Genomic DNA, 21,376 nt, shown 5'->3' on the forward strand with positions numbered 1-21,376 from the left:
CATAGTTAATGTCGGCCGCTAAACGTGAGCGCTCAGGTCACTCACCGGCGTTTTTCCAGAGTCGTTCTTATATCGCCCGCAGGTTTTAGCCAGACGGGCGAATGGTCCAGATTTACTTCGTTTTCAGATCGTTTTTAACGCTTTTCACACCATCAATCGCTTTCGCAATGGACTCGGCACGCTCACTTTGCGCCTGCGAATCTACCGTACCGGAAAGCTGAACCACACCATCGGTGGTTTCCACTTTCACCTTACGGGACGGCACGATGTCATCTGCTAAAAGTTTAGCTTTGATTTCGCTGGTGGTGGCTGCATCACCGGCATAACCTTTCACCGACGCATTTTTGCCGTCACGGACATGCAGCTTATCGCTGACGGAGGCAACGCCTTCGACGCCTTTCGCCACTTTCACCGCCTGTTCTGCCTGAGCCTGGCTTTCAACAAAGCCGCTCAGCGTGACCACTTTTTTGTCGGTCTTAACGGAAATATCGGTGCTCTTGATGGCTTCATCATCCACCAGTGCGGCTTTCACTTTTGCTGTGATAGAGCTGTCATCCATGAAATTGCCGACTTTATTCATAGAGCTATCGATTTTTTGCCCTGCGCTGTCAGCCGTGGATTGTGCTTTATCCATGGTGCTGCTTTCCGCCAGGGCGGAGCCGCTCACCAGAACGCTACCCAGTGTTACAGCCAGCAGAGTTTTAGAAATCTTCAGTCTTGTCATATTCATCGATCTATTCCTGTGTTGACCCGTTATTCGGGCTACGTACTTCCTTAGTAGTGATATATATTGCGAATAAACACGCGGGCAAAATGGATAACCTAAAGCCATGCATTGAACAGTTAATTTATCCACACCCGGTGTTAAACACTGAGTTAAATATAGATCACTCTCACAGAGCCGCTTTCAGAATTGGGTAAAAAATGGGCGAATAGCGTGAAATTGCGTTGAATTAAGAACATTCCGCAAGGGATTAATAAGACAGGAATAAAAGAAGAGCACGGCTGCTGCCGTGCTCTGAGAGGGGATTAGTGCTCGCGGGTTTTACGGAACTGGACGTCAGGATAACGCTCCTGCGTCAGATTCAGGTTCACCATGGTTGGGGCAATATAGGTCAGGTTATCGCCGCCATCCAGCGCCAGCTGAACTTCATTCTTACGCTTAAATTCTTCGAATTTCTTCACGTCAGAACACTCAACCCAGCGCGCGGTCGCGACGTTCACCGATTCGTAAATCGCTTCTACGTTGTATTCGCTCTTCAGGCGCGCAACAACCACGTCAAACTGCAGCACGCCGACCGCGCCAACGATCAGATCGTTGTTCGCAATCGGGCGGAAGACCTGCACGGCACCCTCTTCGGAGAGCTGAACCAGGCCTTTCAGCAGCTGTTTCTGCTTAAGCGGATCGCGCAGACGAATGCGACGGAACAGTTCCGGTGCGAAGTTCGGAATACCGGTGAACTTCATCATTTCACCCTGCGTGAAAGTGTCGCCGATCTGGATGGTGCCGTGGTTGTGCAGACCGATGATGTCGCCCGGATAGGCTTCTTCAACGTGCGAACGGTCACCCGCCATAAAGGTCAGCGCGTCGGAGATGACAACGTCTTTCCCGATACGCACCTGACGCAGCTTCATGCCCTTTTCATATTTACCGGACACCACGCGCATAAAGGCCACGCGGTCACGGTGTTTCGGATCCATGTTGGCCTGAATCTTAAATACGAAGCCGGTGAACTTCTCTTCTTTTGCTTCCACTTCACGGGTGTCGGTTTTGCGCGGCATCGGCTGCGGCGCCCACTCCACCAGACCGTCGAGCATGTGGTCAACGCCGAAGTTACCCAGTGCGGTACCGAAGAAGACCGGGGTAATTTCGCCGCTCAGGAACAGCTCTTTGTCGAATTCGTGAGACGCGCCCTTGACCAGCTCCAGCTCGTCGCGCAGCTGCGCGGCCAGCTCTTCCCCGACCGCCGCGTCCAGATCCGGGTTGTCCAGACCTTTAACAATGCGCACTTCCTGAATGGTGTGGCCTTTACCGGTCTGATACAGGTAGGTTTCGTCTTTATAGAGGTGATAAACGCCTTTGAATAGCTTACCGCAGCCAATCGGCCAGGTGATTGGCGCACAGGCGATCTTCAGCTCGTTTTCCACTTCATCCATCAGCTCCATCGGATCGCGGATGTCACGGTCGAGTTTGTTCATAAAGGTGAGGATCGGCGTATCGCGCAGACGGGTGACTTCCATCAGCTTACGGGTACGATCTTCTACACCTTTCGCGGCGTCGATCACCATCAGACAGCAGTCCACCGCCGTCAGGGTACGGTAGGTATCTTCGGAGAAGTCTTCGTGGCCCGGGGTGTCCAGCAGGTTCACCAGGCAGTCGTGATACGGGAACTGCATCACGGAGGTGGTAATCGAAATACCACGCTGTTTTTCCATCTCCATCCAGTCGGATTTTGCATGCTGGCTGGAGCCACGGCCTTTAACGGTACCCGCAGTCTGGATCGCCTGTCCGAACAGCAACACCTTCTCAGTGATGGTCGTTTTACCGGCATCGGGGTGCGAGATAATGGCAAAAGTGCGGCGCTTGGCCACCTCTTGCAGATAAGGAGACAACGTCATAATTAAATCTTCTTTTATAAGCGCGGCAGCACGCCACGCATCATGGAATACAAAATTGCGGCTATTTTACCCATCAACGGGGGGCAGGCAATCATTGTTTACACAGGAGTTGCTCCAGTTCGTTCAACGACGTCACGGTCCAGGTCGGCTCGATGCCGTCAGGCTTCTCACGGCCATGCGCATTGAGCCACACGGTCGACAGACCGGCCTTCATGCCGCCCAGAATATCTGACTCTGCCGTATCCCCCACCATCAGGACACGATCGCGGTCGGGATTGCCGGCCTGCGCCAGCGCGTAGTCGAAAATTCGCGGATCTGGCTTCGGCACGCCAACCTCTTCCGAGATCACCAGCGCGTCAAAATGATCGCGCAGGCCGGTACGCTCAAGGCGGATCTGCTGCAGGGCGGTAAAACCGTTGGTGATGATCCCCAGTTTCACCTTGCCTTTCAACGCATTCAGCAGGGAAACCGCGCCCGGCAGCGGCGCACAGATATCGGCCATGGCGTTAAGGAAAGCCTCGTTAAGCGTCCCCGGACTGACCTTTAAGCGTTCCGCCCAGACGTCAAAGCGCTGATGCTGAAGCTGTAACGCGGTGATGGCACCGTTCTGGTAATCCACCCACAGCGGTTTGTTGACCGCCTGATAGTCCTGAAAATCTTCAGCGGTGAAGGTTACGCTATAGTCGAGAAACATCCGCTGCAGGCCGCCGAACGAGTCGAACGTAAACAGCGTTTCGTCGGCATCAAAGAAAATCCAGTCCCATTTCATCGTTACAACCTTATTTTTTATTATCCAATCGGCAGAGCCATTATGATGGCGTCTTCACGTCCCTCTGCGGTGGGGTAGTAGTTACGGCGGATTGTCGCCTCGTTAAAGCCTAAGCTTTCATAAAGCGCGATGGCGGCGACATTCGACGCGCGCACCTCCAGCCACAGGGTGAAAACGTCACGGGTTTCGAGCTCACGGATGAGGTGCTCAAGCAGTTCTCTTCCCAGCCCACGGCGCTGAAACGCGGGATCAACCGCGATATTAAACAGCGTCGCCTCATCAAGAACAACCTGCGTGATCGCGAAAGCGGCCATGGTGCCGTCAACGTCCAGGCGGTAGTTCAGATACCGTTCGCCCTGATTGCTGGCGAAGGTTTTTTCGCTCCACGGAAACGCGTGGGCGCGTGTTTCAATCGCGAACGCTGTGGACAGGTCAGGCGTCGTGAGGGAAGAAATCGTGTTCATATTCGCAGATTTGTTGCCATAGCGCGCTGCGCGCTTTTGGGTTGGCTTTCAGTTCGTCCAGCGCTGGCGAGCAGATCTGGCTCCCCTGAAGAGAGATCTCATTCGCCTCACCGATACGCCAGCTGTTACAGCGGCTATCAGGAGGCAGCATCGCGACACGCTCTGGCGTCAGCGGTAAAACCTGGTCGGCCGTCAGCTTCAGGCTGCGAAGGACATCATCGATCAGGGGGTCATTCAGGGCAGGCAGTTCTTCCGCCACCATCACCAGACGAACGTGCGCCGGGATGGAGATGGCGATTTCGCCCTGCAACGCCGTCGGGCGACGCAAAGCCCACTGGGTGATGCCCAGCTGCTGCAACTGCCAGTCTCGTCGGGATGTCATAGGGAAAACTCCTGTCTCTCAGGCGCGCAAATATAGCAAATGTGTCGAAAGTGCGCCATCTACCTACTATAATCCCCGGCTGAGTTTATTGAGGAACAATTCATGTCTGCATTTACCCCGGCAAGTGAAGTCTTGCTGCGTCACAGTGATGATTTCGAAGAAAGCCGTATTCTGTTTGCCGGAGATATGCAGGATGACCTGCCCGCGCGTTTCGACTGTGCTGAAAGCCGTGCCCACACCCAATACTACCACCACTGGCAGGTGCTGAGCCGCCAGATGGGCGAGCGCGCGCGCTTTAGCCTGGTGGCAGAGCAGAGCGATATCGCCGACTGCGATACGCTGATCTACTACTGGCCGAAGAATAAACCGGAAGCTCAGTTCCAGCTGATGAACCTGCTCTCCCTGCTGCCGGTCGGCTGCGATATTTTCGTGGTCGGTGAAAACCGCAGCGGCGTGCGCAGCGCGGAACAGCTGCTGGAAGGCTATGCGCCGTTGAACAAAGTCGACAGCGCTCGCCGCTGTGGTCTGTACCATGGCCGTCTGGAAAAACAGACAACATTTGATGCGCAGGCATACTGGGATGAGTACCAGCTTGACGGCCTGACCATCAAAACGCTGCCGGGCGTGTTCAGCCGCGATGCGCTGGATACGGGCAGCAAGTTGCTGCTTTCCACTCTGACGCCGCACACCAAAGGCAAAGTGCTGGACGTGGGCTGCGGCGCGGGCGTGCTCTCTACCGTGCTCGCCAGCCATTCGCCAAAGGTGCGTTTAACCCTGTGTGACGTGAGCGCCCCGGCGGTTGAAGCCAGCCGCGCAACGCTTGCCGCAAACGGCATTGAAGGCGAGGTGATTGCGAGCAACGTCTTCTCCGACATCACCGGTCGCTTCGACATGATCATCTCTAACCCGCCGTTCCACGACGGTATGGAGACCAGCCTGGAAGCAGCACAAACGCTGATCCGTGGTGCAGTCCGTCACCTCAACAGCGGCGGTGAGCTGCGTATCGTCGCGAACGCCTTCCTGGCGTACCCGAAAGTGCTGGACGAAACCTTTGGCTTCCACGAAGTCATCGCCCAGACCGGCCGCTTTAAGGTCTATCGCACCGTGATGACGCGTCAGGCCAAAAAGTAATCGCCTCCCTGTAGGCCGGATACGCGAAAGCGCCATCCGGCGATACATGGCGCGTCCATCGGCCATTTTTCCATCAATCAAGGCATCACGCGCACTTTTCTGTTGACGTAAAGCTGAAAACATCTAGAATGCGCCTCCGTGGTTACGATACTTTTACAGTATCGATGGTATGCGAAGGTGGCGGAATTGGTAGACGCGCTAGCTTCAGGTGTTAGTGTCCTTACGGATGTGGGGGTTCGAGTCCCCCCCCTCGCACCATAAATCACGATGATATTGCTCGCACTGGGCGAAGGTGGCGGAATTGGTAGACGCGCTAGCTTCAGGTGTTAGTGTCCTTACGGATGTGGGGGTTCGAGTCCCCCCCCTCGCACCAACGAGGCGATATCAACATAGCAATAAAAAGTAAGATGACTGTGCGAAGGTGGCGGAATTGGTAGACGCGCTAGCTTCAGGTGTTAGTGTCCTTAGGATGTGGGGGTTCGAGTCCCCCCCCTCGCACCAATTATCTTACACTCCCTCTGAATATCTTCTTTTCCCTGTTATTTCAAACTCATCAGTATCACCAGAATTCCGCTGACCAGCGCGACACACGATGGCAGTAAAACAAAGTGACGTAGTTGCTTATGCCAGATCATGCCTGACGTGACTAACAGTCCTGACACAATGATGGCTTTCCAGGTATCAAGAGAGAGATCGGCAAACGTCAAACCGCCGAGAATGGCTCCCGGTAGCAATACCCCCCAACCGCTGCCCAGCGCCCTGTTCAACATGATCTGCCCTCTTTCAACGATAATGATAACCAATATCATATGACAGAGATTATCATTTGTCAGCTGAATGAATCAAAATCCATCGACCTTTACCTTTCCCGTAATGACAGGAATTGCCTAAGGTGATAAATTGCGCACCTGTTAACAACGTCTAAAGATTTTCTGATAATTACTCTTTGCGCTTTTTGCATATTTTATTGCGAAACGACATCTATTTATTTGTTTTAATTAAATTTTAATAAAAACACACGACTATGACATCACAATCCTGGCGGTCTTTGGTTCACAGAAAATATCAATTATCGTTACGTTTATTTTTATTTCTGAACGCAACCTCGGCAGTGTTCTCGGTAACAAACCCGCTCAATTCTGTACGCCTGTTTTCCGCCCCTCTGATTGCTATTTTCTCCATCAGTACCGGCCTGTTCATCTGGCACTGGAGAAAGCGCGCGCGGAAGATAAATATTCCTGTCGTTTCAGGGATCTTCGGTATTTTGTGGGCCTGGCAAATTGTCTCCAAATTCGCCTTAATTACCCACGATCATGCGACGTATTTGTTAATCGCGCTTTTAACGGTGCTTTTTATCGGCACGCTGGCGTTCGCCAGTAATATCAAAGCCTTTACGCTGCATTCACTGCCCACCTTTATTGTCTGCCTGTGGTTAAGCGATCACGATATATGGCTGAGAATGACCTATTCTTTCGCACTTCCTGTGGTGGCAATTGCTATTCATAACATTTTGCAAAGACGCAACGACCGTTTCGCTCAGGAGCTGCTCTCTCGCCTTCTGGAAGAACGAGAAACCCTTACCGATCTCAGCATGATGGACCCGCTTACCGGGCTCTATAATCGTCGCGGTCTGCAAAGCCGTCTGGAGAATCTGCCCACGGTAGAAAATGGCGAGCACTTTGTTCTGCTGATGGATATCGACCACTTCAAAGCCTATAACGACCATTACGGCCATATGATGGGCGACCAGGCGCTGAAGCGCGTCTCTGCGGCAATCCGCGATGCCGTGCGTTCTCGCGATATTGTGGCGCGTTTTGGTGGGGAAGAGTTTATGGTGCTGCTGACCAACATTTCACTCGAACACGCCCGCCAGACGGCCGAGCGGATCCGTCAGAAAGTCTATGATTTGAAAATCCCGCATCTGTTTAACGAAAGCGTCGCGACAAACGTCACCATCAGCATTGGTATCGCCATTTTCGAGGATGAAGACGTGGAAGGCGCGCTGGAAAAAGCGGACAAAGCCCTCTATGAAGCAAAGCATATGGGACGCAATAACATTCTGTTAAGTGAAGAGATTCAGACGGCGTAGACATAACGACGATGTAACCCGGACAAAAGTCTTGCCATTGGTATGAGCAATAGTTAGGATTGGCAATCATTATCATTTAGATTTCTATCTATACTATGGCCACGCATACTGCACACATCGTCGAACCTCTCCTCTGGCGAGCGCCGCTCACCAGCGGGAATGCTTCGCTTGCAGATGCGATACGGGACAAAATTGCGGAAACGCGCGCCCACCTGCTGGATTTTATCCGGCTTGATGAAGCGCCCCCGTCCCACGCGATGACACTCTCAGAGTGGCGACAGCCGTCAAAGCTGCAATCGCTGCTGGCCACCTATTCCGACCATATCTATCGCAATCAACCCACCCTTACGCGGGAAAATAAACCCCTGCTCTCTCTCTGGGCGCAGTGGTATATCGGGTTGATGGTGCCGCCGCTCATGCTGGCGCTGTTAACACAGAAGAGCATGCTGGAACTCTCGCCGGATAATTTCCATGTTGAGTTTCACGAAACCGGACGTGCTGCCTGCTTCTGGATTGATCTCCACGAAGACCATAGCGCTGAACGCCTGACGGCTCAGGAACGTATGGAGCAGCTCATCACTCAGACTCTGATCCCGGTGGTGGAAGCGCTGGAAGCGACGGGAGAGATTAACGGGAAGCTTATCTGGAGCAATACGGGCTATTTAATCCACTGGTATTTAACGGAAATGAAGCCGCTGCTCGGTGATGAGAACGTTGAGGCCCTGCGTCAGTCCTGTTTCTTTGCCAGGCAGCTTTCCGATGGCCGTGACAACCCGCTATTCCGCACCGTTGTACTCCGTGACGGGCTTCTGGTTCGCCGCACCTGCTGCCAGCGTTATCGCCTGCCGGACGTTAAGCAGTGTGGGGATTGCACGCTGAAGTAGAGCAGTGAATTGCCCGGTGGCGCTTCGCTTACCGGGCCTACAAAAACTAAAAACGGCAACCTGCGTTGCCGTTTTTTTTTTACCTATGCCACCTGTTGATTGTCCTCTTCCGCGCTACGCTGCGCTTCTTCCGCTTCCTGCTCCAGCAGCTGCTTCTCATACACTTTGAAGAACGGGAAGTAGATGATCGCCGATACGCAGGCCAGAACCACAACCAGAATAGCCGCGCGGAAGTCCCAGCCCAGGGCCCACGCTGCGCCTATCGGCGCCGGTGCCGTCCAGGGAACGACCGAGATGACGCGCCCAATCAAATCAAACGTCATCGCCGCCCACGCCAGCACGGCGTTGACCATCGGTGCCAGCAGGAACGGAATAAAGAACACCGGATTCATTACAATCGGTGTACCGAAAATGACCGGCTCGTTGATGTTAAAGAAGCTGGGAACCACGCTCAAACGGCCAATAGAGCGTAAATGCGCTGAACGACTGCGCAGATAGCAAATCACCAGCCCCATCGTGGCGCCCGACCCGCCAATCACGATAAAGAACGTCCAGAACGCCTCCATGAAGATATGCGGCAGAGGCTGGCTGGCGGCCAGTGCGGTCTGGTTAGCGCCCAGGTTAGTCAGCCAGAACATCTGCAACATTCCGGAGACGATGGCGGCGCCGTGGATCCCGGCGAACCACAGCAGATGACCAATCAACACGGCCAGCAGGATCGCAGGCAGGGAATCCGCCGCGGAAACCAGAGGTTTAAAGACCGACATAATGGCCTGCGGGATCAGCATGCCGAACTGAGACTGAATCACCAGGCTCAGAGGATAGAGGGTCACCACCACCACCAGCACCGGGATCAGCAGATCAAAAGAGTTTTTGATCATCGGCGGGACCTGGTCCGGCAGTCGAATGCCGATGTTATGCGCTTTGAGGAAACGCATCATCTCAACACAGTAAATCGCCACCAGAATCGCGGTAAAAATGCCCGTTCCCCCCAGACTGTCGACAGGGAGCGTGCCTTTGGTTTTGGGTGCCGCGACCAGCAGAAACGCCATCAGCGACAGCATGGCGCACATAAACGGGTCCAGCTGATGAGATTTGACGTAGTGTTTGCCAAGGTTATAGGCAATCGCCGCACAGATATAAATGGACATAATGCCCATTGTCATATCAAACGGCGTCAGGATTTGGCCTTCAAACTGCTTCGCCATATCCAGCCAGGCGCGGGCGAAACCCCAGGTGGTATCAGGCGAAAAAGGTGGGTAAGCGAACACTAACAAAAACGAACCCACAATCATAAATGGCATCGCGGAGATGAACCCGTCACGAATAGCCATAACATGACGCTGGGAAGAGATCCGCCCGGCTATCGGGCTGACGTAATTTTCGACGAAACGGAATATCAGGTTAAACGCAGCATGGTTGGCAGACATGGCAGATCTCCTGTCAGACGTTTGTTACGGGCACATACGCGCCGCACGTTGTTCCATACATCAGCTTCACAACCTTGCTGGCTTGCCAACCAGCGGTACTGCTCAGACGAAATGGTTTCATATTTGGCTCTTATTATTGGATACAGGGGACGTTACGTACTCAGTATTAATCTACGCTTCCCGCTCTGCAACCGGTTACTGTAACCGGTTTCTGTGATTGTGAAGAGGATCCAGAAATCAGCCGTTTGGGATATTTGTTACTTAAGAGATATTTACAGAGCATAATTTCTTATGACAGATTACGCAGGATATTTGTCAGGAGGAAACAATGAGTTTGCAGTCTGTACAGCAGTTTTTTGCCGACAACGCGCCGGATATAGACGTTATTGAGCTTAGTCAAAGTACTGCTACCGTTGCGTTGGCTGCTGCCGCCCATCGTGTCGAGCCGGGACAAATCGCCAAGACCCTGTCACTCAAGGTTAAAAATGAGGTGATTCTGGTCGTGGCGAAAGGCGATGCGCGTCTGGATAACAAAAAGCTGAAAGACACGTTTGGTGCGAAAGCGCGCATGCTCAGCAGTGATGAAGTGGTGACCATCACCGGTCATCCCGTTGGCGGCGTATGCCCGTTCGGGCTGGAAAACCCGCTCGCGGTATATTGCGATATCTCTTTAAAGCAGTACGCCGAAGTGCTGCCTGCCGCAGGCGCAATTCACAGCGCTGTGCGCATTTCACCTGACAGAATGGCAGAGCTGACTTCCGCAAAATGGGTGGATGTCTGTATCTGATTGACGCGCCAGAGCGTATCTGGCGCGCAAAAAACGGTTTATAAAAAGGTGGGCGTGAGGAGAGTCAAACATTGCGGCTCTCTTGCAGGAAGATGCGTAATAATATCTGCCGCATCGAGTAACCCTACGTCTGAATTCACGCCCAGTTTCACCATCGCATTAAACTTATGTGCCCGGATGGTCTTAATATTCCGTTCAAGATGTGCCGCGATTTCAGGGATGGAATACCCGCAGGACATATAACGCAATATTGCCCGTTCTGTGGGGCTCAGCATCCTGTTTTGGCTCCGGTACCAGTGATTCAGCATATTGTCATTGATACGCAGCGTTTCGCTCAGCAACTCCACGAGTTCCTTCTGCAGATGCTCAAGCGTCACCGATTTACTGACGACACCGTGCAGGCGTGATGGTGAAAGATGGCTAATTAGCCGTGCTTCCATCTCGTCAGAAACCAAAATGATGCGCTGGATATGGCCGTGCGTAAACGCAAGGTCCCGCAGGTGCGCCAGGCAGTTACGGCGCTCCTCTCGCGCATCGGAAAGGGAATAGATCAGCGAGAAAAAATTAACGTGACGAAGTGCATTCTTAAAGCTGTCAAATTCACTAAACAGGTGTAGCTGATAATGGCTCAGGCCGGGCATCGCAAAAAGATGCTGTAGCCCGACAGCCGTCATCGTGCAACTTTCGATGATGGCGATATGTCTTGTTGAATCGGTTTTTTCCATTCCTCGAACTCTCCATAGGCTGACAACAAACTCAGCTCTCTCATTCCCTGTGTACTGTTGATCCAGGCGTACATATCCGCATTGCTGCGTAATGAAAGCCGTCGCATCGCACTGTTTTTCTGCGCACTGATGGTTTTATTGCTCTTCTTAAGCAATGTGGCGATTTGGTTAATCCCCCATCCTTTCCCTAACAGACGCAGGACCTTACGTTCGGAGTGCGTAAGCGCGATAACCTGTTCGTTTTCATCCTCCGCGCCCTGAGGCTCCGGGGTTAATAACGTCTGGCTTATCCGCTCTGCCCGCTCACTCCCTGCCCGAATCGCGTTAACCACGCCTTCAATGGGTTCCATATCAGAAAGCAACGTACTTTCCGGGCGCATAAGTAACTCAACCGCAATAGGGTAAAGCGGACGCGAGACTAAAAAGATCCAGTGAATGTCCCGGTATTGATTCAATAAACTGTAATATTCTTCAAGCGCACCCCGAGGATTCCTGTATTCGCCTGAAATATCGGCAATAATGACGTCCGCGCGGCGTAACTGGAGCAGCGTTAATTCCTGCAATGAGCGGCAATAGCTCAATTCAAAATCGGGGAAATGACGTGCCATCACGCCCCCTAACCCGTTTTGCATCACGGGTATCCGGCTAATGACAACGCCATGCTTACCATGCAATGACAACATAGACCCTCCGTGTCCATTTTTCATTTGATGAGTAACGTTAAAACACATCAACGTATGACTATTTCGTCCCTGAGTGTAAGACTGGTTAATACAAGCAGAAGATGAGATGTATGCTTAGTTTAAGAAATGCCTAAACAGCAGTAATATCTCACAAAGCGAAATAAAATTTAATTGTGGAGTCATTAAAATAACGACAATTTAAAATTAGAATAACTAAATACAAATATTTTATATTTTGATATTAATAATTCACGGCATTAATAAATTAATCCCGCCCCCTTTCACGACACCGCCTGCCACTGTTTGCACAAACCTTGATCTGGCCCACAGCAAGAGGGACTGCACTTTGTGCTAAAAGTACTCATTATGGGCTAACCGGCAACCTCTCCATCTTTTTCAGGACACGACATGCAGGCAGAGCGGTCAACGCAGCGTGCTATCACGCGGCTATGTATTCAGTGCGGTCTTTTTCTGCTCCAGCACGGCGCGGAAAGCGCGCTGGTTGAGGAGCTTTCCACCCGGCTGGGGCTGGCGCTAGGGATGGACAGCGTCGAAAGTGCCATCTCATCCAATGCCATTGTGCTGACCACGATCAAAGACGGTCAGTGCCTGACCTCCACGCGCAAAAACCATGACCGCGGCATAAACATGCACGTCGTGACCGAAGTGCAGCACATTGTCATCCTCGCTGAACATAAGCTTCTCGATCTCAGGGAGATTGAAAAACGATTCAACCAGATCAAGCCATTACGTTATCCGCGCTGGCTCGTTGTGTTGATGGTAGGACTCTCGTGCGCCTGCTTTTGTAAGCTCAACAAAGGCGGATGGGACGGAGCAATCATCACCTTTTTCGCCAGCAGTATCGCCATGTATGTTCGCCAGATGCTGACGCATCGGCAGCTGCATCCGCAAATTAACTTCTGCATTACCGCATTTGTCGCCACCACGGTTTCTGGCCTGCTGCTGCGTCTGCCGCAGTTTGCCAACACCCCGACCGTTGCCATGGCCGCCAGCGTGCTTCTGCTGGTTCCGGGCTTTCCGTTGATCAACGCTGTCGCCGACATGTTTAAAGGGCACATCAATACCGGTCTGGCACGCTGGGCGATCGCCAGCCTGCTGACGCTGGCGACCTGCATCGGCGTGGTCATGGCCATGACACTCTGGGGGCTACGCGGATGGGCGTGATCGATTTTCTGCTGGCGCTGGCGCAGGACATGCTTCTGGCCGCGATTCCGGCCATCGGATTCGCGATGGTATTTAACGTCCCGCAACGCGCTCTGCCTTGGTGTGCCCTGCTGGGCGCGATTGGCCATGGATCACGCATGGTGATGATGACGGCGGGTTTTAACATCGAATGGTCGACATTTATGGCCTCCATGCTGGTCGGCAGTATCGGCATTCAGTGGTCGCGCTGGTACCTGGCACATCCCAAAGTGTTCACCGTTGCCGCAGTGATCCCGATGTTCCCGGGCATATCGGCCTATACCGCAATGATTTCCGCGGTGAAAATCAGCCATTTCGGCTATACCGAGCCTCAGATGATCCTCCTCCTGAGCAACTTTCTTAAGGCGTCATCCATCGTCGGCGCGCTCTCCATCGGGCTGTCGATCCCCGGCCTGTGGCTATACCGCAAACGCCCACGCGTTTGATATTTGTGTTATTTCGCTGCCGTGGAGATAATCCGTCTGGTCCGTTTGGTGAAAATAAGGAAAGGATGTGGCTAACCCTGGCAGCGAACACCCCGAGCACAGTGAAGAATCCAGCCTGAAAGAAAAAATCTTTCAGAGCGCCATCGCGCTTTTTGCCGAGTATGGATTGAACGGTGCACGGATGGAGCAGATTGCAGAGAAAGCGGGCACCACCAAACGCATGGTGGTTTACCATTTCAAGAATAAAGAGAACCTCTATCTCCTGGTACTGGAACATGTTTACACCCAGATTCGCGCCAGTGAAAAAGCGCTAAGCCTGACGGGAATGCCCCCGGTCGAAGCGCTGGTCAATCTGGTTGAAGCCACCTTTGACTATCATGCCGACCACCCTGACTACATCCGGATTATCTGCATGGAAAACATGCAGCGCGGCCGCTTTATGCAGCAGTCGAGCTATCTCCGCCAGGTCAACCGCAGCGCGCTCGACCTGCTGGAGGAGATCCTGCGCCGGGGGAAAGAAAAACAGCTTTTCAGTGAGACGGTTGACGCCCGCGATCTTCATCGTCTGATAAGCAGCTTCAGCTTTCACTACGTTGCCAACAGCTACACCTTTACGCTGCTGTTTGAAGAAGGCGCAGACGAGCAGGCTCAGCGCCAGCACTACCGCAAAATGGCCGTTCAGGTGGCGCTCCGTTACACCTGCCCATAAAATTGCTTGCAATTAAATCGTACACTACCTATATTCATCTCATGAACGCGAAAACGAACGATGCAACCGCTGCGCTCAAGCTGGATAACCAGCTCTGCTTTGCCCTCTATTCGGCAAATCTGGCGCTTAACAAGCTGTACCGGCAGTTGCTGGCACCGCTGAACCTGACCTATCCACAATATCTGGTGATGCTGGTGCTGTGGGAGCAGGATGATATGACGGTGTCGGACATCGGTGAACGGCTGTTTCTTGACTCTGCGACCCTGACGCCGCTGTTGAAGCGTCTGGAAAGCGCCGGGCTCATCAACCGCCACCGTTCACGCAAAGACGAACGTCAGGTCGCCGTCACCCTGAGTGAAGCGGGACGTGAGCTCCAGCAGCAGGCTTTGGGTATCCCTCATGCGGTGGGGTGCGCAGCGCAGTGTGATACTGACACCCTGCTGGCGCTCAAACAGCAGCTCGAACTTTTGCGACAACAGCTACACCGCGCGTAACGCTATACTTTACGCGTGATTATTTACCCATATATATCGCACGCTATTTAATAGCACACGTTAAAACAAGATGAGGAACCTGCCATGTCTTTAGAAAAAGTTGTTTATACCGCCAAAGCAAAAGCCACCGGTGGCCGTGACGGTCGTGCCACCTCCTCCGATGGCATACTGGACGTCAAACTGGGTGTGCCAAAAGAGATGGGCGGCATGGGGGGAGACGTGACAAACCCTGAGCAGCTGTTTGCCGCGGGCTACTCTGCCTGCTTCCTGGGCGCGATGAAATTCGTGGCCGCTCGCGACAAATTTACCCTGCCTAAAGATGCTTTTATTGAAGGCGAAGTGGGTATTGGCCCGCTGCCTACCGGTTTTGGTATTGAAGCAAAACTGAACATCCATGTTGAAGGTATGGATCCTGCGGAAGCTAAAAAGCTGGTCGATGCGGCGCACATTGTTTGCCCGTACTCTAATGCAACCCGCGGCAACATCGACGTCACGCTGAACATCATCGCGTGATAACGGCCTGATGGCGCTGCGCTTATCAGGCCTACAACTGTAGCCCCGGTCAGCGCAGCGCCGCCGGGGAAATCCCCTCCTTCCCTTTCCCCTCTCTGTGCTACCATAAGCCCATATCACGCCCGTAGTCATCAGTAGAGTAAGCGTTATGTCCTCCAGAATTCTGACCACCAGCATTGCTGGTATTGATGCCTTTATGCGCGACCCTCGCGGTGTATTGACCCACGCCGAAGGGGGCACGGTTGCGGTTTTTGCCGACAACGCGCCAGCGTTTTACGCAATCACACCGGAACGTCTGGCACAGCTTCTGGAGATCGAAGCGCAATTGTCACGCCCGGCAAGCGATGTCACGCTGGATAACCAGTTCTTTGATGAACCGGTTAACGTTCCAGTGACCGTTCCGATGGGTAAATTTGCCCTCTATGCAGGCTGGCAGCCGGATGCAGATTTTCAGCGGCAGGCCGCGCTGTGGGGCATTGCGTTAACCCAACCCGCCACCGCGGAAGAGCTTGCCGCGTTTACCGCCTGGTGGCAGGCGGAAGGGAAAGTGTTCACCCATATTCAGTGGCAGCAAAAGCTCGCGCGTCATCTCCAGATTACCCGCGCCGGCAACAACGGCCAGCCAAAACGTGATATCAATGCGTTTTCAGAACCGGATAAACAGATCCCCAGCGGATTCCGAGGTGCGAAATGAAGAACGTCGGCGACCTGATGAAACGTCTGCAAAAAATGATGCCTGCCAACGTGAAGCCTGCTTTCACCACCGGTGAAGAGCTGCTGGCGTGGCAAAAAGAGCAAGGTAAGATCCGCGCCGCCGCGCTTGCCCGCGAAAATCGGGCGATGAAAATGCAGCGCACCTTTAACCGTTCCGGAATTCGTCCCCTGCACCAGAACTGCTCGTTCGATAATTATAAAATTGAGACCACCGGGCAGATGAACGCGCTGGCCGCCGCGCGGCAGTACGTGGATGAATTCGACGGCAATATCGCCAGCTTCATCTTTAGCGGCAAGCCGGGCACCGGCAAAAACCACCTGGCTGCCGCCATCTGCAACGAGCTGCTTCTGCGCGGTAAATCGGTCCTGATCATCACCGTGGCCGATATCATGTCCGCGATGAAAGACACCTTCAGCAACCGCGAAACCAGTGAAGAACAGCTGCTTAACGATCTGAGTAATGTCGACCTGCTGGTCATCGACGAGATTGGCGTTCAGACGGAATCCCGCTATGAAAAGGTGATCATTAACCAGATTGTCGATCGCCGCTCCTCATCCAAACGCCCCACCGGCATGCTGACAAACCACAACATCGACGAGATGACCCGCTTGCTGGGGGAACGCGTCATGGACCGCATGAAGCTGGGCAACAGCCTGTATGTCATCTTCGACTGGGACAGTTACCGTAGCCGCGTCACCGGGAAAGAGTATTAAGACAGTTCCAGGAATCGCCGACAGGTCGCAGGTATATACTGGAACCCCTTCGGCCCAAAACGGACCTTTTTGAGAGAGCCATGATGAAAAAACAGATTCTAATCAGCACCTTTTTAGGTGCGCTGCTGGTAACCGGTGCAGCGCAGGCGGCGTCCTGGCAGGAGTCCCTGTCAAGCGCAGCAAACGAGCTGACCAAAGAGAGCAGCAGCACGCAGGGCGGACTCTCCGCCTCTTCCCTCACCAGCCTGCTGGGCAACAGCGGTCAGAGCCTGAGCGCGGGCACGATGAACAACGCGGCGGGGATTCTGGAATATTGCGCGAAGCAAAAGCTGGCCTCCGTGACCGACGCGCAAAACGTGAAAAACCAGGTGCTGGGTAAACTGGGTCTGGATACCCAGGAGCAAAAAGCGGACACCAACTATATGGACGGCATTCAGGGCCTGCTTAACGCGCAGAACGGTCAGCAGCTTAACCTGAGCACCCTCGGCAACTCTTCTCTGGCCAAACAGGTGAAAACCAAAGCCTGCGATCTGGTGCTGAAACAAGGCGTTAATTTCATCTCCTGATCCACCCCATTTTCTGCCACAACACGCCGCGTTTAATGCGATAGTCTTGCAGCGCGGCGCTAAATGAGCGTTTTTCCTGCCTGCCACCGTCTCAGCGTCCGTTTGTCAGGATGTGCACGTCTTCATAAAAACGATTTTCTAAACCAAATCCTAACAACAGCACACTTTCGTGACACTAAAATTGCAGCTTAACGACATCGCAATTACATTGTATGACCCAAAAAATAAACAGTTAGCCAGCGAAGCATCTGGCGTCACGAGGATATGCTGTTGTCTGAATTCCTGTCTCTTATCCTTTTTCTGGCTTCTGTCGGCGTTTACGCCTGGAAAGCCGGCCGTCATACCTGGTGGTTTATCGCCACGCTGGTGGTGCTCGGCATTTTTATTATTTTAAACATTACCTTATACGCCAGCGATTACTTTACCGGTGACGGCATTAACGATGCGGTGCTCTACACGCTGACAAACAGCCTGACGGGCGCGGGTGTAAGCAAGTACATTCTGCCGGGGCTCGGCCTTGTCGTTGCACTGGTCACCATTTTTGGCGCGCTGGCCTGGGTGCTGCGTCGACGTCGCCATCATCCGCACCATCATGGCTACAGCCTGCTGGCGTTATTCCTGGCGCTGGCCTCCGTCGACGCCAGCCCGGCGTTCCATCAGATCACCGAACTGGTGAAATCCCAGTCGCGCGACGGCGATCCGGATTTCGCGGCTTACTACAAAGAGCCGTCGAAAACGATCGCTAACCCGACGCTCAATCTGGTCTATATCTACGGTGAAAGTCTGGAGCGTACGTACTTTGATAACGATGCCTTCCCGAACCTGACGCCAGATCTGGGTGCGCTGAAAAATGAAGGTCTCGATTTCAGCCACACCATGCAGCTGCCCGGTACGGATTACACGATTGCCGGTATGGTTGCCTCCCAGTGTGGTATCCCGCTGTTCGCGCCTTTTGAAGGTAACGCCTCAGCCTCCATGTCGACCTTCTTCCCGCAGAATATTTGCCTCGGCGATATCCTGAAAAACTCCGGCTACGAAAACTATTTTGTGCAGGGAGCAAACCTGCGCTTCGCCGGAAAAGATGTGTTCCTGAAATCCCACGGTTTTGACCATCTGTATGGCTCAGAAGAGTTAAAAACGACGGTTGCCGATCCGAGCTACCGCAACGACTGGGGCTTCTATGACGATACGGTACTCGACGAAACCTGGAAGAAATTCGAGGAGCTGTCCCGCGCGGGCAAGCGTTTCTCTCTCTTTGCGCTGACGGTGGACACCCACCATCCGGACGGGTTTGTCTCGCGCACCTGCAAGCGCAAAAGCTATGACATTGATGGTAAAAACAATAAATCATTTAGCGCCGTCACCTGCAGTCAGGAGCACATTGCCGCGCTGGTCGAGAAAATCAAAGCCTCGCCCTGGTTTAAAAACACCGTCATCGTCGTCTCGTCCGATCACCTGGCGATGAAAAACAGCGCGTGGGACCAGCTCAACAAGCAGGATCGCAGCAATCTGTTCTTCGTCCTGCGCGGCGACCAGCCGCAGCAGGAGGAGATCGCCACCAAACGCAACTCCATGGATAACGGCGCCACCGTGCTGGACATCCTGGGCGGCGACAACTTTATTGGCCTGGGCCGCAGCACGCTGTCGGGGCAATCCCTGTCGGAAGTGTTCCTCAACATGAAGGAAAAAATCCTCGCCTGGAAGCCCGACATCATCCGCCTGTGGAACTTCCCGAAAGAGATGAAGGACTTCACCGTCGATCGGGATAAAAACACCATTGCCTTCTCGGGCAGCAACTTCCGCCTGCCGCTGCTGGTACGCGTGTCGGAGGGTCGCGTTGAGCCGCTGCCAGAAAGCGAGTATTCCGCGCCGCTGCGCTATCAGCTGGCCGATTTTGCGCCACGCGATAACTTCGTCTGGGTCGACCGGTGCTACAAAATGGGCCAGCTCTGGTCGCAGCCGCTGGCGCTCTCTACCGACTGGTGCGTTTCTCAGGGCCAGCTCGGCGGCGAGCAAACCGTGCAGCACGTGGATAAGGCAAACTGGAAAGGCAAAACCGCCTTCAACGATACGGTGATTGATACCGCGCGCTATCAGCGTAACGTCGATATGCTGAAAATCGTCGACAACGATATTCGCTACAAAGCGGACAGCTTTATCTTTAACGTGGCTGGCGCGCCGGAAGAAGTGAAGCAGTTTAGTGGCATCTCGCGGCCAGAGTCCTGGGGACGCTGGTCCAACGCGCAGCTGGGCAATGAGGTGAAAATTGAGTACACCCATCCCCTGCCGGAACAGTTCGACCTGGTGATCACCGCCAGGGCCTATGGGCCGAATGCTAACAAGCCCGTCCCCGTGCGCGTGGGCGATCGGGAGCAGACGTTAACGCTTGGAAACGACGTGAGCACGCACACGCTGCATTTTGAGAATCCTTCACGCAGCAATACCCTGGTCATCGTGCCGCCGGACCCGCAGTCCACGAACGAGGGGAATATCCTTGGTCACTCACCGCGTGAGCTGGGGATCGGCATGGTCGAAATCAAAATCATCAGCAAAGCGGGTTAATGCACGTCGCGCCCGGCGTTCTGCCGGGCGCTTATGAAAATAAATAATCCTATATAATTCTTATAAATTAGATAAAAACACTTTATATAAGCCATTTTTATCTATCAATATCCTGCCAAAAACCAAATCCATAAAATGTGCAGCTCCTGAAATCACCACGGAGCGTTACGCACGTTTATCATGCTAACCGGCTATAAGTTCGAATCCATCCGGGCACTGCGCAGTGAAAATGTGGTTGCCTGGGAGGTATTGTCCACGGCAAAGCCCAACGTCAATCTTGAAGATTACTTTGGCTCGATGTCGGCGACGCAGCGTAAAGCGCACTTCTTTGCGCAGCTTCGTCACGCCATGTTTTGCAAGGATGGCGACAAGTATTATCTCAATGCGACATCGGATTTACTGCTGGAAACGGACTTCCTCGACAGGCTAAAAGAAGAAACCCCGTGCCCGGAGAGACTTGCTATCGAGATCACCGATCTCCATACGATGGTCCAACTCGACGATACGCAAAGCCGGGTGCTGCAAAAATGCATCGCGACGCTCCATCAGTGGGGGGTAGAAGTGTGGGCAGACGATGTCTGCGAAGACCTTCTTCCCGACCTGCTGACCAGCCAGATCCGCTTCTGCGGCATCAAAATTGACAAACATACCTTCTGGAACGGACGGACCGAGCAGGCGAAGTTTCTGCATCTCACCCGCGAGTGCAAGCGCGTCGCCAGCAAGGTGCTGATCGAAGGCATCGAAACCGCGGGTGATTTCGCGCTGGCCCGCGCCAGCGCAGCCGATTACGGCCAGGGCTATCTGTGGGGGAGAAAATGACCCCTTTCATTCCGAATGCTGGCGATCGGGTCATCGTTCTGCGCGGCAACGCCTGCTTATGGCCTTGCCCCACTTTTTGCTGCCACAACCTGGCGGAATGCCATCAAAAACGCTGCCTGCTGGACGCTCAGTCATTCGCTTTGTAATTGCACTGTTACTTACGTCAGGAAATAAGATCATGAAAATTATTCCCACCGTTGTATGTTGTTCCGCTCTCCTGCTTCCTGCTGCTGCGATCGCCGCAGACAGTACCGCAAGCGCGACGATGCACGTCTCACTTGAGGTCGTGAAGTCGTGCACCCTCAAAGCCAACGACCTCAACTTCTCGCGTCACGGCTCCGATGAGTCGAGTGAAATCCAGGCCAAAACGCAGGTCGATATCGTCTGTACCAACGGCACGCCGTTCACCCTCACCGCCACCAGCAACGACGGCGAAAACGGTACCTTCTGGCTGAAGCCGGAAAATGGCGAAACGGGCGCGCAGAAGATTGCGTGGAAGCTCTTTGCTGACGAAGGCAAACAGACGCAAATCACCGGCACGAATGGCCTGGACGATACCGGCAACGGTGCGGAACAGGAGGAAACGCTGTATGGCGTCATTGACGCCGGGGCGCTGACAACCGCCCAGGCAGGGAACTACAGCGACGATATCACGTTAAAACTGGAGTACTGA

Annotated in this window: 24 protein-coding genes and 3 tRNA genes; 18 read left to right on the forward strand and 9 right to left on the reverse strand. The window is 53.5% G+C overall.

Going from position 1 to position 21,376, the window contains the following annotated elements; all coding sequences use genetic code 11:
• Positions 1–112: 112 nt before the first annotated feature.
• The 5 genes from osmY to F3J31_RS15920 all read right to left on the reverse strand — a co-directional run bounded on the left by osmY (position 113) and on the right by F3J31_RS15920 (position 4,234).
• Positions 113–730, reverse strand: coding sequence for a molecular chaperone OsmY (gene osmY, locus F3J31_RS15900; protein ID WP_008502075.1), 618 nt, complete (start codon positions 728–730; stop codon positions 113–115).
• Positions 731–1,029: 299 nt separating this feature from the next.
• Complete coding sequence (gene prfC, locus F3J31_RS15905) at positions 1,030–2,619, reverse strand: peptide chain release factor 3 (protein WP_008502076.1); 1,590 nt, start codon at positions 2,617–2,619, stop codon at positions 1,030–1,032.
• Between the two features lie 91 nt (positions 2,620–2,710).
• Complete coding sequence (gene yjjG / locus F3J31_RS15910) at positions 2,711–3,388, reverse strand: pyrimidine 5'-nucleotidase (RefSeq protein WP_045907737.1); 678 nt, start codon at positions 3,386–3,388, stop codon at positions 2,711–2,713.
• 20 nt (positions 3,389–3,408) lie between these two features.
• Complete coding sequence (rimI, locus tag F3J31_RS15915) at positions 3,409–3,852, reverse strand: ribosomal protein S18-alanine N-acetyltransferase (protein ID WP_008502078.1); 444 nt, start codon at positions 3,850–3,852, stop codon at positions 3,409–3,411.
• Complete coding sequence (locus F3J31_RS15920) at positions 3,821–4,234, reverse strand: DNA polymerase III subunit psi (protein WP_045907736.1); 414 nt, start codon at positions 4,232–4,234, stop codon at positions 3,821–3,823. Before F3J31_RS15920 ends, rimI begins: the two co-directional genes overlap by 32 nt.
• 102 nt (positions 4,235–4,336) lie before the next feature.
• On the opposite strand from F3J31_RS15920, the gene rsmC reads away from it, so the two are divergent.
• The 4 genes from rsmC (at position 4,337) to F3J31_RS15940 (ending at position 5,866) form a co-directional block, all read left to right on the forward strand.
• Positions 4,337–5,365 (forward strand): 16S rRNA (guanine(1207)-N(2))-methyltransferase RsmC, encoded by a 1,029-nt coding sequence (rsmC, locus tag F3J31_RS15925; RefSeq protein ID WP_039265277.1) that lies wholly within the window; start codon positions 4,337–4,339, stop codon positions 5,363–5,365.
• Positions 5,366–5,536: 171 nt separating this feature from the next.
• Positions 5,537–5,623 (forward strand) — tRNA-Leu (locus F3J31_RS15930).
• Between the two features lie 28 nt (positions 5,624–5,651).
• Positions 5,652–5,738 (forward strand) — tRNA-Leu (locus F3J31_RS15935).
• A gap of 42 nt (positions 5,739–5,780) precedes the next feature.
• Positions 5,781–5,866, forward strand: a tRNA-Leu gene (locus F3J31_RS15940).
• Positions 5,867–5,904: 38 nt separating this feature from the next.
• Here the strand turns inward: F3J31_RS15940 and F3J31_RS15945 are convergent.
• Positions 5,905–6,174: a DUF1435 domain-containing protein gene (locus tag F3J31_RS15945; RefSeq protein WP_048028591.1), complete on the reverse strand. Its 270-nt coding sequence runs from the start codon at positions 6,172–6,174 to the stop codon at positions 5,905–5,907.
• A 215-nt stretch (positions 6,175–6,389) separates the two neighbouring features.
• Between F3J31_RS15945 and F3J31_RS15950 the strand changes: the two genes are divergently transcribed.
• Both F3J31_RS15950 and fhuF read left to right on the forward strand, forming a co-directional pair.
• A complete protein-coding gene (locus F3J31_RS15950) occupies positions 6,390–7,454 on the forward strand; it encodes a GGDEF domain-containing protein (protein ID WP_045907733.1) in 1,065 nt (354 codons plus the stop codon).
• Positions 7,455–7,549: 95 nt separating this feature from the next.
• A complete protein-coding gene (gene fhuF, locus F3J31_RS15955; protein ID WP_048225555.1) occupies positions 7,550–8,338 on the forward strand; it encodes a siderophore-iron reductase FhuF in 789 nt (262 codons plus the stop codon).
• An 83-nt stretch (positions 8,339–8,421) separates the two neighbouring features.
• On the opposite strand, the gene F3J31_RS15960 is transcribed toward fhuF, so the two are convergent.
• Positions 8,422–9,768 carry a PTS sugar transporter subunit IIC gene (locus F3J31_RS15960; protein ID WP_045907731.1) on the reverse strand — a complete coding sequence of 449 codons (1,347 nt, stop codon included), beginning with the start codon at positions 9,766–9,768 and terminating at the stop codon, positions 8,422–8,424.
• Between the two features lie 328 nt (positions 9,769–10,096).
• On the opposite strand from F3J31_RS15960, the gene F3J31_RS15965 reads away from it, so the two are divergent.
• Positions 10,097–10,555: a YbaK/EbsC family protein gene (locus F3J31_RS15965; protein WP_008502085.1), complete on the forward strand. Its 459-nt coding sequence runs from the start codon at positions 10,097–10,099 to the stop codon at positions 10,553–10,555.
• A gap of 38 nt (positions 10,556–10,593) precedes the next feature.
• Here F3J31_RS15965 and bglJ read toward each other — a convergent pair whose 3' ends face one another.
• Both bglJ and F3J31_RS15975 read right to left on the reverse strand, forming a co-directional pair.
• The gene (bglJ, locus tag F3J31_RS15970) at positions 10,594–11,229 is read right to left on the reverse strand and encodes a DNA-binding transcriptional activator BglJ (RefSeq protein ID WP_063620702.1); all 636 of its coding nucleotides are present in this window, start codon (positions 11,227–11,229) and stop codon (positions 10,594–10,596) included.
• Positions 11,226–11,963: a response regulator transcription factor gene (locus F3J31_RS15975; RefSeq protein ID WP_167214069.1), complete on the reverse strand. Its 738-nt coding sequence runs from the start codon at positions 11,961–11,963 to the stop codon at positions 11,226–11,228. Before F3J31_RS15975 ends, bglJ begins: the two co-directional genes overlap by 4 nt.
• A gap of 408 nt (positions 11,964–12,371) precedes the next feature.
• On the opposite strand from F3J31_RS15975, the gene F3J31_RS15980 reads away from it, so the two are divergent.
• The 11 genes from F3J31_RS15980 to F3J31_RS16030 all read left to right on the forward strand — a co-directional run bounded on the left by F3J31_RS15980 (position 12,372) and on the right by F3J31_RS16030 (position 21,376).
• The gene (locus F3J31_RS15980) at positions 12,372–13,148 is read left to right on the forward strand and encodes a threonine/serine exporter ThrE family protein (protein ID WP_167214072.1); all 777 of its coding nucleotides are present in this window, start codon (positions 12,372–12,374) and stop codon (positions 13,146–13,148) included.
• Positions 13,139–13,612 carry a threonine/serine exporter gene (locus F3J31_RS15985; protein ID WP_045907727.1) on the forward strand — a complete coding sequence of 158 codons (474 nt, stop codon included), beginning with the start codon at positions 13,139–13,141 and terminating at the stop codon, positions 13,610–13,612. Before F3J31_RS15980 ends, F3J31_RS15985 begins: the two co-directional genes overlap by 10 nt.
• 67 nt (positions 13,613–13,679) lie before the next feature.
• Complete coding sequence (locus F3J31_RS15990) at positions 13,680–14,321, forward strand: TetR family transcriptional regulator (protein ID WP_008502090.1); 642 nt, start codon at positions 13,680–13,682, stop codon at positions 14,319–14,321.
• A 41-nt stretch (positions 14,322–14,362) separates the two neighbouring features.
• Positions 14,363–14,815: a MarR family transcriptional regulator gene (locus tag F3J31_RS15995; RefSeq protein WP_023293337.1), complete on the forward strand. Its 453-nt coding sequence runs from the start codon at positions 14,363–14,365 to the stop codon at positions 14,813–14,815.
• Positions 14,816–14,899: 84 nt separating this feature from the next.
• A complete protein-coding gene (locus tag F3J31_RS16000; RefSeq protein WP_167214075.1) occupies positions 14,900–15,328 on the forward strand; it encodes an organic hydroperoxide resistance protein in 429 nt (142 codons plus the stop codon).
• A gap of 148 nt (positions 15,329–15,476) precedes the next feature.
• Positions 15,477–16,022, forward strand: coding sequence for a primosomal protein DnaT (gene dnaT / locus F3J31_RS16005; protein ID WP_048225551.1), 546 nt, complete (start codon positions 15,477–15,479; stop codon positions 16,020–16,022).
• Entirely contained in the window at positions 16,019–16,756 is a 738-nt protein-coding gene (gene dnaC / locus F3J31_RS16010; protein WP_008502094.1) for a DNA replication protein DnaC, read from the forward strand. The genes dnaT and dnaC overlap by 4 nt, the downstream gene beginning before the upstream one ends.
• A gap of 83 nt (positions 16,757–16,839) precedes the next feature.
• Positions 16,840–17,322 carry a DUF2501 domain-containing protein gene (locus F3J31_RS16015; protein ID WP_024908282.1) on the forward strand — a complete coding sequence of 161 codons (483 nt, stop codon included), beginning with the start codon at positions 16,840–16,842 and terminating at the stop codon, positions 17,320–17,322.
• Between the two features lie 270 nt (positions 17,323–17,592).
• Positions 17,593–19,884 carry a phosphatidylglycerol--membrane-oligosaccharide glycerophosphotransferase gene (gene opgB / locus F3J31_RS16020; protein WP_167214077.1) on the forward strand — a complete coding sequence of 764 codons (2,292 nt, stop codon included), beginning with the start codon at positions 17,593–17,595 and terminating at the stop codon, positions 19,882–19,884.
• A gap of 180 nt (positions 19,885–20,064) precedes the next feature.
• Positions 20,065–20,703: an EAL domain-containing protein gene (locus F3J31_RS16025; protein WP_167214080.1), complete on the forward strand. Its 639-nt coding sequence runs from the start codon at positions 20,065–20,067 to the stop codon at positions 20,701–20,703.
• Between the two features lie 178 nt (positions 20,704–20,881).
• Positions 20,882–21,376: a spore coat protein U domain-containing protein gene (locus F3J31_RS16030; protein WP_045907722.1), complete on the forward strand. Its 495-nt coding sequence runs from the start codon at positions 20,882–20,884 to the stop codon at positions 21,374–21,376.

Source organism: Enterobacter sp. Acro-832, from assembly GCF_011752745.1.
In the GTDB taxonomy this organism is placed as follows: domain Bacteria; phylum Pseudomonadota; class Gammaproteobacteria; order Enterobacterales; family Enterobacteriaceae; genus Enterobacter; species Enterobacter quasiroggenkampii.